This window comes from Ruegeria sp. BC7, assembly GCF_056539165.1.
The window spans coordinates 1-15,818 of the sequence record NZ_JBQFUL010000009.1 but is presented as its reverse complement, the minus strand read 5'-3'; the positions used below and the strand labels follow the sequence as shown (position 1 = coordinate 15,818).

Below are 15,818 nucleotides of genomic sequence, written 5' to 3'. Positions count from 1 at the left end.
ACATGTCAGCGCGACAGCCACAGGAGGACAACCATGTCACAGAATTCGCCCCGACTGGACTTGCCGTTCATTCAACCCTCGCAAGCCCAGAAACATGTCACCCACAACGAAGCCCTGCGGCAACTGGATCTGATCGTCCAACTAAGCCTCTCGTCAACCGAAGCAACCAATCCGCCCGCAGCCCCTGATCAAGGCGATGTCTATGCCTTGGGCGTTGCTTCTACGGGGGAATGGGCCGGTCAGGATGGAAAGCTGGCCGCTTGGCTGGACAATGCGTGGCACTTCACAACACCAGCCACGGGATGGCGCGCTTGGGACGAAAGCCAGCACCGCCTGATTGTATGGGACGGTGCCGAGTGGATTGACGCTCCTATCGTTTCTCAGAATCTGAACGGTGTGGGCATCGCGACGGTTTTCGACGAGACGAACCGACTGTCTGTGCGTTCATCGGCCTCTTTGTTCAGCCACGACGGAGCTGGGCATCAGTTGAAAATCAACAAGGCAAGCGCTGCTGACACCGCCTCCTTGCTGTTTCAGTCGAACTGGACAGGACACGCCGAGATGGGTTTGTCGGGTAGTACAGGATTTTCCATCAAGGTCTCACCTGACGGCGGCACATGGACCGAGGCACTTAGCGTTGACCCCTCGACCGCACTTGCCAGCGGCGCGGCGATTCAGGCCAGCCCCGATGACACAACCCCCGGCCGCTTGATGAGAGCGGATTTCGGATACGGACCCGGAAATTTGCTAGGCACAGTATCCGCAAGTGGCGGCGTACCAACCGGGGCTGTCATCGAACGCGGAACGACACCCAACGCGGAATATATCCGGTTTGCGGACGGAACTCAGATCTGCACCGCCGTCCTTGGGCTGGTTGACTGTACCACCAGCGAAGGGGCCTTGTTCGCCAGTGGATCAGAGGTTTGGGCCTTTCCGATTGCGTTTGCTTCCGGGTCCACACCATCTGTCAGCGGCAGCGGCAGCAGCACCAGCCGGTTCCTGGGATTCGACGCCCCGACCGAAACTGAAGTCTCCTACAAAGTGCTTTCCACTGCGTCCGACACAACGCCCCGCGCTCCGACGGTCACCGCGATCGGTCGTTGGAATTGAGTTTCAGTTTCGCCCAACGCTTGGTTTGGGCGACTACTTAGATCTAAGTTCGGATTCGGCCTGATCCAGAAACCACGCGTAGGTTTCGCGAATACCGTCCTCAAGGCTGACCTCAGAACGCCAGCCCATATCAGCAAGCCGGGATACATCCATCAATTTGCGCATGGTCCCGTCCGGCTTGCTGACATCTTGCGTAATCCGCCCAGTGAAGCCTGTCGTTTTCGCCACCAGCGCTGCCAGTTCAGCGATGGATACATCCTCACCGCAGCCAACGTTAATGTGGCTGAGCATGGGCTGAGTGTTCGCTTGGTAAACATCCCGCGGCAGGTCGAGCACAAACAACGACGCCTCGGCCATATCGTCTACATGAAGGAATTCGCGGCGTGGTTTTCCTGATCCCCAAATCACCACTTCGTCCAGACCATCCTGCTTTGCCTCGTGAAAACGGCGGATCAAAGCGGGCAGAACGTGGCTGTTTTCCGGGTGAAAGTTATCACCGGGTCCATAAAGATTTGTGGGCATGACCGATCGATAGTCGACCCCATGCTGGCGGTTATAACTTTCGCACAGTTTGATCCCGGCAATTTTGGCCACTGCGTAAGGCTCATTGGTCGGCTCCAACACGCCGGTCAGCAAGGCGTCTTCGCGCATAGGCTGTGCAACAGCACGCGGATAGATGCACGAGCTACCCAGTTGCAGCAGAGAGGTAACGCCTGCGGCAAATGCCTGATGAATGACGTTGCACTCGATCATCAGGTTTTCATAAATAAAGTCAGCGGGATATGTATTATTCGCGTGAATTCCACCCACTTTGGCAGCCGCGAGAATGACCACATCGGGGCGTTCCGCCTGCATGAAATCACGCACTGCGGCCTGATCGGTGAGATCAAGTTCGGAATGTGTGCGCGTGATCAACTCAAGCGCTTCACCCGCCGCTTGCCGGTCCTGTAGGCGGCGCAGGATTGCGCCCCCGACCATACCGCGATGCCCGGCAACGTATATTTTGCGCACGCGCCCCACCTCAGCCATTTTCCAGACTGACAGGGAGATCGAACCCATGCTCTTTCAACAGCGCGTGGCGTTTGGCTGTTTTAAGGTCTTCCGACACCATCTCGGCACACATTTCCTGAACGGTCAGCTCGGGTTCCCACCCCAGTTTGTTCTTGGCATTTGATGGGTCGCCCAACAGGGTTTCGACTTCGGCTGGGCGGAAGTACTGAGGATCAATGCGCATGACCACGTCACCCTGTTTCAACGCCGGAGCCTTGTCACCGCGAACAGATTTGACGGTGGCGATCTCATCCACGCCGTCGCCTGTGAATTCGAGCGAGACACCCAGCTCGTCAGCAGACCATTCGATAAACTGCCGAACGGAATATTGAACGCCGGTCGCGATCACAAAGTCTTCGGGCTGATCCTGTTGCAACATCAGCCACTGCATCCGCACATAGTCCTTGGCGTGGCCCCAATCCCGCAGGCTGTCGATATTGCCCATGTACAGACACTCTTCGAGACCCTGCGCGATATTTGCCAGACCGCGTGTAATCTTGCGCGTCACAAAGGTTTCACCCCGGCGCGGGCTTTCATGATTGAACAAGATTCCATTGCACGCATACATGCCATACGCTTCGCGGTAGTTCACCGTGATCCAGTAAGAGTACAATTTGGCAACGGCATAAGGCGAACGCGGGTGAAACGGCGTGGTTTCACGCTGAGGGGTTTCCTGAACCAGACCATACAGTTCGGATGTCGACGCCTGATAGAAACGGGTTTTCTTTTCCAGACCAAGAAACCGGATGGCTTCCAGCAACCGCAAAGTGCCGATCGCGTCCACGTCGGCCGTGTATTCGGGCGATTCAAAACTAACCGCAACGTGAGATTGCGCCCCAAGGTTATATACCTCGTCCGGCTGAACCTCCTGAATGATTCGAGTCAGGTTGGATGTATCGCTCAGGTCACCATAATGCAGGTGCAGCCTTGGGTTGGGGACATGCGGGTCTTGGTAAATATGGTCAATACGTTGGGTATTGAACGAGGACGCCCGACGCTTGATACCGTGAACTTCATAGCCCTTCTCAAGCAAAAATTCGGCCAGATATGACCCATCCTGCCCTGTGATACCGGTTATTAGTGCAGTTTTTGTCATTGTCGTGTTCCACAAAACTCAATCTGGCTGATTGCACTCTCAGAAACAGCAAGATACCCCGGATTGCAAGCCAAGGTCGTCTGCATGCGCTGAAAGCAGCGGAACTTTCCTGAGCGAGCACGCGCCAAGTCCGGCATTTCGGAGAAAGGGAATGAAAAATGCGTATAGCGATGATCGGGACCGGATATGTCGGTTTGGTGTCGGGTGTGTGTTTTTCGGATTTCGGTCATGACGTGGTTTGTGTCGACAAAGCCGCCCAGAAGATCGAGACACTAAAGGCTGGAAACATACCGATATATGAACCCGGTCTTGATGTGCTGATGGCCAAGAATGTGGCTGCGGGTCGTCTGACTTTCACCACTGATCTTGCCGCTGCCGTGGACGGGGCGGATGCCGTTTTTATTGCAGTCGGTACTCCAACCCGCCGCGGGGATGGGCATGCTGATCTGACTTATGTCATGGCTGCTGCTGAAGAAATTGCACGGGCCGTAACCGGCTATACCGTTATTGTAACCAAATCGACGGTCCCGGTCGGAACGAACCGACAGGTTCACGCGGTTGTTTCTGGTGCCAACCCCGACGCCGATTTCGACGTCGCCTCGAATCCGGAATTCCTGCGCGAAGGTGCGGCGATTGACGATTTCATGCGACCTGATCGAGTTGTCGTCGGAGTTGAAAACGATCGTGCCGCCGAAGTCATGGCCGAGATTTATCGCCCTCTCTATCTGCGGGATTTTCCGATTTTGACAACGGATTTGGAAAGCGCCGAGATGATAAAATATGCGGCGAACGCATTTCTGGCGACCAAGATCACCTTCATCAATGAAATAGCGGGGCTGTGCGAACGTGTGAATGCAGATGTCAAAGAGGTTGCGCGCGGCATAGGGTTGGACGGCCGGATCGGGAACAAGTTCCTGCACGCCGGCCCCGGCTACGGAGGCTCCTGTTTCCCCAAGGACACCGCTGCTCTGGCTCGGATCGGACAAGAACACGCGTATCCCATGCAAATCACCGAAACGGTTATTCGCGTGAATGAGGGGGTCAAAAAGCGGATGATCGAGAAGATTCGCGACGCCTGCGACGATCGTTTTAATCAAAAAACTGTCGCTATCCTTGGCGTCACCTTCAAACCCAACACGGACGACATGCGCGATGCGCCGTCATTGACGATCGTGCCCGCCCTGATCGGCGGAGGAGCGAAGGTTCGCGTCGTAGACCCGCAAGGTCATGCAGAAGGCGAGGCTCTGCTGCCCGGCGTTGAGTGGCACAACGACCCCTACTCTGCCGCTGAAGGAGCCGATGTTGTTGTGTTGCTGACCGAATGGAATGAATTCCGCGCGCTCAACCTGCCTGAACTGGCATCAGCAATGAAATCGCCCCGGATGGTCGATTTGCGCAACATCTATTCCAAAGAGGCCGCCAAGAAAGCAGGTTTTCAAAGCTACGTTGGCGTCGGCCGGTAATCCTCGGCTCAGGTCGCGGCATAAAGCGGAACCGAATTGTCAGCGCCTTGCGCCAATGCCTTGCTTTGATCTTGTCGGACTTGCTCATACAAGGTCAGAGCCTCATTCGAGAACAACCCATTCGGGGGTTCCACATGTACAAAATTACCTTGTGCGTCCCGGCCTCGCGCTGGCATGGCGTAATCCCGTTCAGCGACCAGTTGCCTTGCATTCGGATTTAGATATCGGATCGCCAGACCAATTCGCCGGTCATCTGACCGGTTCGGGCCTGAGCCATGTATCGTCAGCCCATGGTGCAAGGACATCTGTCCGGGCTTCAATTCGATGTGGGTCTTGTCTTCATCGGCGACCTCGACGGCGATCTCCTGTCCGCGCGACAGCAGGTTGGTTTCCGAATACGTATCGTTATGCGGCAGAATTGGATTCTTGTGGCTTTCCCGCACAAAATCCATACATCCGCTTTCCACGGTTGCGGGCGACAGCGCAATCCACGCGGTCACCTGATCCGGTGTTTCGCCCATACCCCAATATGTCAGGTCCTGATGCATGCCGACTGTGTGCTTGGTGTGCGGCTCTTTGACAAAGAACTCGGCTGACCAGACCATGATATCTGGCCCCAAGACGCCCTGAACCACATCCAGAACGCGGGCGTCCAGCGCAATGCGCGCGGCGATGGGCATGACGAGATGCGCGTTCACCCGCTTGTATGTATTCAACGGCAGCGGAAGATTCGCTTCTCGCCAGTCACGTTCAATCCCTTCAAACTCGGCGCGTATCTCGGACGCTTCTTGCTCGGAAAATACACTTAGAGGAAACAGGAAGCCGTCTTCCCAGTACCGGGCCGATTGCGCCTGGGTCAAAGTGGACTGGTGTTTAGCGGTTTGATCAGACATGCGCGTTCCTCCCCGATGCATGATTGGAGAGGCTAAAGCAGAATTCGATATCGGCAGAACGCGAACTCTTGCCCGTTAGACTAAGTTCAGCTTAGCCTGCTTCACATGGCAACCCGTATCCCCTCCCTGAATTGGCTGCGCGTGTTTGAAGCAGCCGCGCGAACCGAAAGCTTTTCCCGCGCGGCCACGCAATTGAACATGTCGGCCGCAGCCGTCAGCCAACAGGTCAAGGCGCTGGAAACGCAGCTTGGGACACCCTTGTTCCATCGACACCCACATTCCGTCACCTTGACCGAAGCTGGCCGTGCCTATTTACCTTCGGTTCAGCAATCCCTTTTGATGCTTGAAACTGCGACGACCGGACTGTTTGGGGAAACCCGCGAACAACGGCTTTATGTTCAATCCGTGCTGTTGTTTGCGCATGGGATATTGGCAGCAGGCTTGCCGGATTTTCATGGGTCATATCCCCAGATCAACTTGTCTCTAACCACCGGAAACGCGACCTTGGACTTTGCCAACCGGTTCACTGACCTCCAGGTCGTTTTTGGAAACCCATCCTTGTTTGGCACGGAAGGCGACGAGCTGTTTCGCGAGCAGCTCTACCCTGTTGCGCCTCTGGAAGTGGCTGCCCAGATAAATGAGCCTCAAGACTTGTTCAGATTCACACTCATCGAGGTATCCACCCACCGCGCAAGCTGGCCATACCTGTTTGAAACCCTTCGACTACCAGCGGGGCAAGCCAAGTACTTCTTCGCCGATAACTCGATCATGGCAGCAGAGCTGTCCGCCAGCGGAGGTGGCATTGCCTTGGCCCGCGCCCCGGCGTCTGACCGGATCATGTCGTTGTCCGGTCTTGTCCCATGTCTGGAAGATGTCACGGTTCCGGGCCAGGAGGCGTATCACCTAATATACCAGTCACGCTCGGCCCTTCGCCCCCCTGCCCGCGCCTTTCGCGATTGGATCATGGACTACAGCGCGGCCGTCCAGACCCTGTAACGCCCCTGCCCTGTCACTTCGCGGATCAAGCCACGGTCGGTAAAGCGAGCGATATTGCGTTGAACTGCAGCCCGGGACGCTTGGGTCAACTCCTCCGCCAGAGGTGCTGAAACCATTGGCCATGACCTGAGAACATCAATCAACAAGGGTGGCGTGCGTCCGCTTAGGTCGTGGATGGACTCCCGTGCGCGCTGCTCCCATGCGTTCACACGATCAAGGTGCAACAGACCTGCCAAAACCGCCTGTCCTGCCCCCCTGATCCACGCGGAAAGTTTTTCATCAGGTGCACCCACACCGCGCAGAGCACCGGGTCCGGACAAAGCCAAAGGCATGAACATCGCTCCGCCACGGCCCATCGTTGCGCCATGCCTTGCTGCTATGATCGCGGCCTCGGTGTCCTGTCCAACCCCCTCGGAAAAGGCACGCCACGCATGAAATCCAATCGCGGCCTGCGTGACCGGATGCAAACCTTCGGTAGTGCCCAACACTTCGGCCAAGTCAGCAACCGCTTCGGGCACATCGTCCAGACCTTGTGCCATGCGATCCAGAAACGCGGTCAGACCTGTACTCCATCCCCCTTCCGAGGGACCAGCACCCGAGGTCAAACGACGCACTGCCCAGCCAGCACGGAACAACGCCTGTACGTCATCACCGGTCGCGCCAATTCTCAGCCCGGTCCACAAAGCCAGTCGATCAACACTGATGCGATCACCCGTCCACCACCCAAGATCCGACACATCCATAAGGGCAAGCCGGTGGGTCCACCCTCTTGGACCAGCTCTTAGACGTTCGTCCAACGCGCCGAATGTCGCAGCCAGGTCCGCCAATTCGTATGACAATTCAGCCTGAGCCGCACGCCAGTCTCGCGGATCAAACAACAGGCGGCGGTCCGCCCTTGGTCCGGGCGGCAGAAAGTTGTCCTCAGGTTCTGCCTCGCCGTCAAACGGCATGAACCACAGATCCTCATCCTCCGGCGGGTCAGCATCATAGATACTGGGAGGACCGAGTGTTTCGTCGTCCTCGTCTTGACCTGGCCTGTCAGAGTTTGAAGTCATGACCGGTATAATTCGGCTATTTCAACCAGTTCACAAGGCATTTTCTGTGGCACCACGAAAGCGGCCGGCAAAACCTCTGGACAGCACGGCCAGACAAATTCGCATTGTCCAAAATTATGTAGTTCCCTTTGACTACCCCACCGCGCTATCCCTTGTCACAAAGCAATGAGAGAGACACAGGGCATGAGCGAAACGGTCAAATTAACAGCGGATGAAGCCCGAAACCTGTGCCTGACTGTACTGACCAGTTCAGGGTTTGGTTCCGACCATGCAGAGGCCATCGCGGAAACCCTGATCACATGTCAGTTCGACGACTGCCAATCCCACGGGCTATTCCGCCTGTTCATGTGTGCAGACACGATGAAATCCGGAAAAATCGACGGCATGGCAAAACCCGCGGTTACCGCGTCTGACACGGCAATCGTACGAGTGAACGCGCAGGGCGGCATGTCTCTGCTGGCGTTCCAAAGCGCCCTGCCCGTCTTGATAGACAAAACCCGCAGACACGGAATCGCGGCGATGGTTATCAATCGCTGCTTTCATTTCTCTGCGCTCTGGCCCGAAGTGGAACGTTTGTCCTCTGCTGGGCTGGCTGCAATGGCAATGGTACCGAGCCATTCATGGGTTGCGCCAGCCGGAGGGACACGCGGAAGCCTGGGCACAAATCCCCTGGCCTTTAGCTGGCCACGCCAGAACAAAGACCCGTTTACCTTTGACTTCGCCACAAGCGCCTTTGCGCGCGGCGAGATCGAGCTTTATCGTCGCGCAGGAAAACCGTTGCCCGAGGGTGTCGCGATTGACAGTGAAGGAAACCCGACCACCGACCCCCAAGCTGCAATGGACGGGGCGATGCTGACCTTTGGCAGCTATAAGGGCTCTGCCCTGTCAATCATGATCGAGTTGCTGGCCGGTCCGCTAATCGACGATTTGACCAGTCTTGAAAGCATGGAATTCGCTGATGGTACAGGGGGTGCCCCCTATCATGGCGAGATCATTCTGGCCTTTGACCCAGCCCAATTCAGCGATGGAAAGATCCATGAAAACGACGCTCGGGCCGAGCGTCTGTTTGCTGACATAACCGACCAGGGCGCTCGATTGCCGTCCCAACGAAGGTTTGAGGCACGCGCCCGGAACGCGGCACGCGGCTATGTCGAAATCTCAAAATCTCTGTATGATGATCTGCAAGCGCTCGCCCATCAGATTTGACCCCTCTTTTACTTGCTGAGGTGGCTGGCTAAGAAGGTTTTCCAAACGTTTTCAGGAGACCCCCTTGGACCGCATTACCCGCACTATCGCAACTGAAATTAACGCCCGCCCGGAACAGGTCGGTGCAGCGGTCAAGCTGCTGGACGAAGGTGCGACTGTCCCGTTTGTGGCTCGCTATCGCAAGGAGGCGACAGGCGGGCTGGATGACACCCAACTGCGCGACCTTTCTGACCGTCTAACGTACCTTCGGGAAATGGACGCACGACGCGAGACGATCCTGAACTCGATCAAGGATAAAGGGAAATTGACCGAGGATCTTGCGCGTTCCATTTCACGCGCGGATACCAAGGCGCAGTTGGAAGATATTTATCTGCCGTACAAACCCAAGCGTCGAACCAAAGCGATGATTGCGCGGGAAAACGGACTTGAGCCGCTAGCCGACGCAATTCTTGAGGATCGGGCCGCCGATCCGGAAACCTTCGCTCGGGATTATCTGACAGAGGCCGTCGCGACACCCAAAGACGCACTGAACGGTGCGCGGGATATTATAACCGAGCGGCTAACAGAAAATGCTGTGCTGCTGGGTGAGCTCAGGACATTTATGCAGAAAGAGGCATTGCTGTCATCCAAAGTCGTTGACGGCAAACAGACTGAGGGCGCGAAATTCAGCGACTATTTCAGCCATTCGGAACAGTGGGCAAAAACTCCATCTCATCGGGCACTGGCCATGTTGCGTGCCTCGAAGGAAGGCATCGTGACGTTGGACATCGCGCCCGACCCTGAAACAGGTGCCGCACGGGCGGAGGCGATCGTGGCGGCGCATCTACACACCCGCACGGAAGCACCTGGTGATGTTTGGCTGCGCAAGGTGGCCGGATGGACTTGGCGGGTCAAGTTGTCTTTGTCGATGATGGTCGAACTTATGGCAGAGTTGAGAAGTCGTGCCCAAGAGGATGCCATTCAGGTTTTTTCTCGCAACCTCAAGGACTTACTGTTTGCAGCGCCCGCAGGGGAAAAACCAACGCTTGGGTTGGACCCAGGAATTCGGACCGGTGTCAAAGCGGCAGTGGTTGACGCGACCGGAAAAGTTTTGGCAACGGATACGCTCTACCCTTTCCAACCGCGAAACGATCTACGGGGTGCGCAGCATGCAATTCTGAGCCTTGTTGCGGCACATGGAATTGAATTGATTGCGATAGGCAATGGAACTGCAAGCCGCGAAACAGAAAAGCTTGTCTCAGATACACTCAAGCTGTTGCCGAAATCGACGAAAGTCCCCACCAAAGTCGTTGTGTCAGAGGCTGGGGCTTCTGTGTATTCTGCATCCGAACTTGCCGCGCGAGAGTTTCCCGATCTGGACGTTTCACTGCGAGGCGCGGTTTCAATTGCGCGCCGCTTGCAGGACCCTCTGGCGGAACTGGTCAAGATTGAACCGAAGTCAATCGGCGTTGGCCAATATCAACATGATGTTGACCAGCATCGCTTGTCGCAATCGCTGGAGTCTGTAATTGAGGATGTTGTGAACGCTGTTGGCGTTGATCTGAACACCGCGTCTGCCCCTTTGCTCTCACATGTCTCGGGCCTGGGCCCCGGGCTGGCCGAGGCCATTATTGCCCACCGCGATCAAAATGGCGCGTTTAAATCGAGGAAAGAGCTTTTGAAAGTCTCACGGCTTGGCCCGAGGGCGTATGAGCAGTGCGCTGGTTTTCTACGTATCCGAGACGGAGCAGACCCTTTGGATGCGTCTTCAGTTCACCCCGAGGCATATGAAGTCGCTCGGCGTGTGGTCGCGGCCTGTGGGAGGGACATTCGTCAAATAATGGGCCAGGAAGGTGCACTAAAAGGATTGCGCGCCGAACAATTCGTGGATGGCACCTTCGGTTTGCCCACTGTTCGGGACATTTTCTCTGAATTGGAGAAGCCCGGCCGTGATCCGAGGCCAAGCTTCGTGACAGCCTCGTTCGCAGATGGGGTTGAAGATATTTCCGATCTGAAACCAGGTATGACGTTGGAAGGAACAGTGACCAACGTTGCAGCCTTTGGTGCTTTCGTTGACGTTGGGGTCCACCAGGATGGATTGGTCCACGTCAGTCAACTCGCCGATCGATTCGTCGAAGATCCGCACGAAGTCGTCAAAACCGGGCAAGTGGTGAAGGTCACTGTGGTTGAGGTTGATGTTAGTCGAAAGCGAATTGGACTGAGCATGCGGAAGGATGGAAAGCCGACAGGCAGCAAAAAACTCGGAACGCATGATCGGTTGAAGAGTCAAACCGCACCCGGGACGAAGGGATCGCAACGGTCAAAATTTGGCAAAAATGCACACTACAGCGCGTTAGGCGATGCGCTAAAGTCGGCGATGAAGAACCGCTGATCTTGCCAGCTCGACCTAATCAAAGGCTTCGGGCTCCAACTCCTCCCAGAATTCAAAGATTCTGGTGGCGTTCAGACCCGATCGCCACCCGTGTGCTCTGAAATGCTCTCGGTCCAGGTCATTATCTAGGCCGGCCAAAAACAGACGTTTGTCTGCATCCTTCTGAGTAGGGTTTCGCCGCGAAACCAACTCTTCAACGATGGAGAGCTTTCTGGACCTTTCTGAACGCTCCGCCGACCGAGCCGCGTACTCCCGGTCTTCCAGAGCCTTCTTTTCCTGTCTCAGTCGAGCAGCTTCAATAGCTTCGGGACTCGGAGGCAATGCCTTTTCCTCAGTCGGGGCTTGATAGTCGTCTCTAAGCGCTGCTGACAGATACCCGAGAGTGGACTTAACAGCCCCCTGCCCTTTCATGTAGTCAATCTTTTGCTGAACATAAGTTTCACCATGCTCGGCGATCCACTGGCGGGCCAATCTGTCAGACACTCCTTGCTGTCGCAGAGCTTTGTACACAGGGAGATTACGAACACCGTCACTGTCATCGATCTCAAACATCGCTTTTTGCGGGTTGCCCCTTATTCGAAATCTTATATCGGTGACTGTGCGCCCCTTCTTTTGGAACTCGGGCTCAATGAGGATGTCCGAGCTCTTATTCACTTCGGCAACCGCAGGTTTTATTATCTTGGCATTCAGGTGTTTGAAGCTGCTGTAGTAGTCACTTCCATCCACCCCCATGAGCTTTCTGAACACATCCAATGTCCACCAACCTGTGGAACCAGTCCTTACGAAGCGGTAACAATTTTCATAGAGTGCCAGACCGTGACCTGAACTGAAATTTCGCTGGATCTGGACATTGATCAAAGCATAGATTTTTGGATCATAGAGCTTTTGCGCCAACGCAGGAGAATAGGCGTACTCGCAGACACCGTTCTTTAGCTTGGCAAAACTTAGTAGTGACGAAACACCCCACTCCTGTCTGCCTTGTTCGTCCAACATATCCCATTCCGCTACGGTTTCGGCCAAAGCACGCAGACTGGACCGTAATGTGTCGAAGTCGTTGGAATTGTAGCCAACCATCAACGCCAGGGTACGAGCATCAATTGTATGCGTTGCGGCAGATGTCAGCGTATCATATGCGTTAAGCAGAAGTACATTTGACAGCTTGCGTTGGAGCAGCGTCAGCTTACCGCTAATGTGAATAGCAGCAACGTTCTTTTTGACCGTCTCGCGGCGCAGCGCACCGGAAAGGTTATCCATATCCAATTTAGTTTGCGGCATGATTCTGCCTGACTGCTCGTTTAGACATTTCTGACACGAAAGGTACCTGCGCATCAATCTATTTTGGGTGCCCAAATACAGGATTGGCCCCCTCCCGTGAATGGGTACCTTTAAGCAAATCGAATCCAGCTACCCTCGGAAAGGCATGTGTAGAGAGTCGATACGCGTGTAATGGACGCTACCAGCATCTCGAAAAACCTATATTCAGGGTCTTTTTTCGATGATCTCCAAGAATACTGAGAATCGGGCCTCGTCATACTGACTCTTGGTCCGTTTAGCCCTGTATACGGGTGCCTTTGATCCTGAATACAGGTACCCTACATACCGAAACCAGGTACCTTAGTCTATTTATGTTTTTGTTTTCGAACAATAAAATGGTCACAAAGAGTCTAAACTAACTAAACAAATTAAACGTTTTGTTGTGTCCAATTCTGGATTTTTAATCAGTTTCGCCACGAAACCAGACACCGAAAGCACTTTCTTCTAGAATTAGCCATTCTTGAGATAGCCTCAGGTAAAAATGTGCGTTATATTGTTATACATACGTCGCAAAGGCGAACATTACCCGAGGCACCGACAGTGAAAAAAACCAACCAACCTCATCTACCGCCGTACCTGAATCTCGACCCCAGAACGTCTGCTGGCAAGTTGCCTGATCCTATCGGAACGACTCGATTCGCCAAAGCTGCTGCTTTTTGCGCTAAAGGCCGAGAGGACCTAGCTCGGAGAGGATATGCTCCAGACGGTGAAAAGAGACTTCGCCGGTTTTCGATTTGGGAGATAACAAAGTACCTAATCCCAGTGGCGCCAGCGCATTTGCGGCGTGTTTTGAAAGCCAATCCAGATTTACCACAAGGAGAAGGTGAAACAGGCTCAAAATGGTTTTCACTTGAAGAAGTGTTGTTACTACGCAAGCATTTTGCGGCCGAGGGAGTAAGTACTAAGGAGTATTTGCCGTACAGACCTGAAGGGTTGCCTGCAAAAGTGGTCGCGGTAGCCAACTTTAAGGGCGGTGTAGGGAAAACGTCTACGGCAGCGCATCTGGCGATGTCTGCTGCTCTGGACGGGTATCGGGTATTGGTGGTCGATTTGGATAGTCAGGGATCCATGACGTCAATACTTGGGGGAAGTGTTGCGGATGAATGGCAGACCGTTTTCCCCTTGATAGCAAAAGATTACGCAAAGGCTGTGCAAGAAGAGAATCGAGTGCGAAATGCGGCGGGGCAAGCCGAGATTCCTTTGGATGAGACTTTGAATGAAGCTCTGAAAACAACTCCTGGTGATGTTATCCAAAAAACCCACTGGCCCAACATAGATTTGTTGGGCGCACAGTTGAACCTATATTGGGCAGAGTTCCAAATACCTGTATGGAGAATGGGGCTAAGGAGTTGGCCACTATGGGATGGTTTGACGAACTTCCTTCACGATGATGGCGTCTTGGATGACTACGATATCGTCTTTCTCGATACCCCTCCTGCACTTGGGTACCTAACAATCAACGCCCTTGCCGCGGCCGATATTTTGCTAGTGCCGCTTGGTGCGTCGTTTCTTGAGTTTGATTCAACAGGCCGCTTCTTCGACATGCTCTATACTACTTTTGCCAGCATTGAGGATGGCGAGAATGCAGCACAACGCGCCGCGGGGCTTCCAGAGCTCAAATTCGAGTGGGATGTTGTTCGGGCAATTATAACTCGGTTTGACGCCAGTCAGCAGACGGACATGGCCAATGTTATTCAAGCTTATTTTGGCGACTTCATGAATGCATACCGGCAAGATTACACGGCTTTGGTCGGGCAGGCCGGTGAGCAGGTTAATGGAATTTACGAGGCTGATTATCGTGACTTCAACCGTGACACTTATGTCCGTGGTCGAGAAACCTTCGATAGGACCTACGCGGAATTCAAGGAAGTGCTGATCGGATGCTGGTGGCGCGACGCTCAAATGGAGGGAAAGCAAGATGGCTAAACGCAGAAGGCTGACAGCCCCAGATACAACCGAGCTCGAGCAATTAGAGGCTGGTTTCGCGGCGAAACCGTCCATGAATCCCTTCGATGCAAAAGGGGCCGCTCCCCCTATCGCGCAGGTTGCTGCCGAGGCCGCTTCCCTCAACGGTATGGCTTCAGTAACAGATCGTGTTGCTCTGGCTCAGGACCAAGGGGATGCCGAGCGGTGGCGCGATGCTCAGGACGCGGGGCTGATTGCGCAGATGCTGTCCTTATCCGCGATTGACGAAGATTTTATCCGCAGAGATCGAATGGTCGAAGATGAAGAGGCCATGGACGAACTCTTGGAATCGTTGCGTGTTCATGGCCTGAGAACTCCGATCGAAGTAGCCCGAGATGGTGACGGCTATGGCTTGATCTCAGGTTTTAGAAGGCTGGGTGCATTCCGTAAATTGGCGGAAACCGACTCGAGATTTTCCGAGATTCCGGCTTTCGTGCGAGAAGCAGATTCGGGTCAAAGTGCGTATGTCTCGATGGTCGAGGAAAATGAACTTCGGTCCAACCTGAGCCCCTATGAGAGGGGCCGCATTGCTGTTTTGGCGGCAGGGCAGGGCGTTTTCGATTCAACCGAAAGCGCTGTTGACGTATTGTTTGCCGCATCTTCCAAGGCAAAACGTTCAAAAGTACGAAGTTTCGCGGTCGTGCATGAGGCACTAGGAGATCTACTTCAACACCCCATTGTTCTCACAGAAAAGGCTGGCCTGAAGTTGGCCTCAGCATTGAGAGCAGGTGCGCAACCCATGTTGCGCCAGGTATTGGCCGGGGCAGGGGTGCTTGAGCCAAGAGAGGAATGGGCATTGCTTGAAGCGGCGCTGAAATCAACCTCAGAACCGGTCAAAAACAAAGCGCGTGGAGGTCGGCCGCAGCAGGTGAAGCGTTTGAAGCCAGTCGCCCTTCCGGGAGGGGGGGATGTCGCGGGTGAACTAACCGCGACTGAAGTGCGAATTCGAGTTCGCTTGGAGGATGTTTCAACTGACGATGCACAAGAACTCCTTCGTCAAATTGCGGTTCACCTAAGCTAGTTTCGCTGCGAAACCTACCTTACCAATGCAAGTGATGCCAAGCTAGCGAAGCATTCTGCCAAGAGCCCAAATTGGACTTTCAAGCCGAACTCACATGTAATGAGCAAAATTGCCATATAATGACCGTTATTCTCAGCGAGGGCTTGTATGTGGAATGTTGGGCCTGCCAACAACCGAGTGTTGGTCGGGCTTTGTTGCAAAGTTTTGAGCTGACCGAACTGTCTTGGCGATTGCAACGAAACTAGGCAGCCAACTCAGCGAATTGTTTGAACGGACAG

12 protein-coding genes are annotated in these 15,818 nt (G+C 54.5%); 7 read left to right on the top strand and 5 right to left on the bottom strand.

All coding sequences use genetic code 11. The features are described 5' to 3' along the window. The first annotated feature begins 33 nt into the window (after positions 1 to 33). Positions 34 to 1,110 (top strand): DUF2793 domain-containing protein, encoded by a 1,077-nt coding sequence (locus ACR0KS_RS17545; protein ID WP_170485910.1) that lies wholly within the window; start codon positions 34 to 36, stop codon positions 1,108 to 1,110. 33 nt (positions 1,111 to 1,143) lie between these two features. Here the strand turns inward: ACR0KS_RS17545 and fcl are convergent, their stop codons facing one another. Both fcl and gmd read right to left on the bottom strand, forming a co-directional pair. After that, positions 1,144 to 2,121, bottom strand: coding sequence for a GDP-L-fucose synthase (gene fcl / locus ACR0KS_RS17540; protein ID WP_480693286.1), 978 nt, complete (start codon positions 2,119 to 2,121; stop codon positions 1,144 to 1,146). 10 nt (positions 2,122 to 2,131) lie between these two features. Further along, a complete protein-coding gene (gene gmd, locus ACR0KS_RS17535) occupies positions 2,132 to 3,256 on the bottom strand; it encodes a GDP-mannose 4,6-dehydratase (protein WP_170485911.1) in 1,125 nt (374 codons plus the stop codon). Between the two features lie 158 nt (positions 3,257 to 3,414). Here gmd and ACR0KS_RS17530 point away from each other — a divergent pair, with 158 nt between their 5' ends. Continuing rightward, on the top strand, positions 3,415 to 4,719 hold the full coding sequence (locus ACR0KS_RS17530) for a UDP-glucose dehydrogenase family protein (protein ID WP_170559551.1): 1,305 nt from the start codon (positions 3,415 to 3,417) through the stop codon (positions 4,717 to 4,719). 8 nt (positions 4,720 to 4,727) lie between these two features. Here the strand turns inward: ACR0KS_RS17530 and ACR0KS_RS17525 are convergent, their stop codons facing one another. Then, entirely contained in the window at positions 4,728 to 5,612 is an 885-nt protein-coding gene (locus ACR0KS_RS17525) for a phytanoyl-CoA dioxygenase family protein (protein ID WP_170559553.1), read from the bottom strand. 105 nt (positions 5,613 to 5,717) lie between these two features. Here ACR0KS_RS17525 and ACR0KS_RS17520 point away from each other — a divergent pair, with 105 nt between their 5' ends. Then, positions 5,718 to 6,608: a LysR family transcriptional regulator gene (locus ACR0KS_RS17520; RefSeq protein WP_170485914.1), complete on the top strand. Its 891-nt coding sequence runs from the start codon at positions 5,718 to 5,720 to the stop codon at positions 6,606 to 6,608. Here ACR0KS_RS17520 and ACR0KS_RS17515 read toward each other — a convergent pair. Next, positions 6,581 to 7,663, bottom strand: coding sequence for a helix-turn-helix domain-containing protein (locus ACR0KS_RS17515; protein WP_170563333.1), 1,083 nt, complete (start codon positions 7,661 to 7,663; stop codon positions 6,581 to 6,583). The genes ACR0KS_RS17520 and ACR0KS_RS17515 overlap by 28 nt on opposite strands. Before the next feature lie 183 nt (positions 7,664 to 7,846). Here ACR0KS_RS17515 and ACR0KS_RS17510 point away from each other — a divergent pair, with 183 nt between their 5' ends. Beyond that, complete coding sequence (locus ACR0KS_RS17510; protein WP_170485916.1) at positions 7,847 to 8,869, top strand: Ldh family oxidoreductase; 1,023 nt, start codon at positions 7,847 to 7,849, stop codon at positions 8,867 to 8,869. Positions 8,870 to 8,933: 64 nt separating this feature from the next. Further along, positions 8,934 to 11,240, top strand: coding sequence for a Tex family protein (locus tag ACR0KS_RS17505; protein ID WP_170563336.1), 2,307 nt, complete (start codon positions 8,934 to 8,936; stop codon positions 11,238 to 11,240). Between the two features lie 15 nt (positions 11,241 to 11,255). On the opposite strand, the gene ACR0KS_RS17500 is transcribed toward ACR0KS_RS17505, so the two are convergent. Then, positions 11,256 to 12,515, bottom strand: a complete 1,260-nt coding sequence (locus ACR0KS_RS17500) for a replication initiation protein (protein ID WP_170485918.1) — start codon at positions 12,513 to 12,515, stop codon at positions 11,256 to 11,258. Between the two features lie 579 nt (positions 12,516 to 13,094). Between ACR0KS_RS17500 and ACR0KS_RS17495 the strand changes: the two genes are divergently transcribed. Next, a complete protein-coding gene (locus ACR0KS_RS17495; protein WP_170485919.1) occupies positions 13,095 to 14,480 on the top strand; it encodes an AAA family ATPase in 1,386 nt (461 codons plus the stop codon). Next, positions 14,473 to 15,540 carry a ParB N-terminal domain-containing protein gene (locus ACR0KS_RS17490; protein ID WP_170485920.1) on the top strand — a complete coding sequence of 356 codons (1,068 nt, stop codon included), beginning with the start codon at positions 14,473 to 14,475 and terminating at the stop codon, positions 15,538 to 15,540. Before ACR0KS_RS17495 ends, ACR0KS_RS17490 begins: the two co-directional genes overlap by 8 nt. The last annotated feature ends 278 nt before the right edge of the window (positions 15,541 to 15,818 follow it).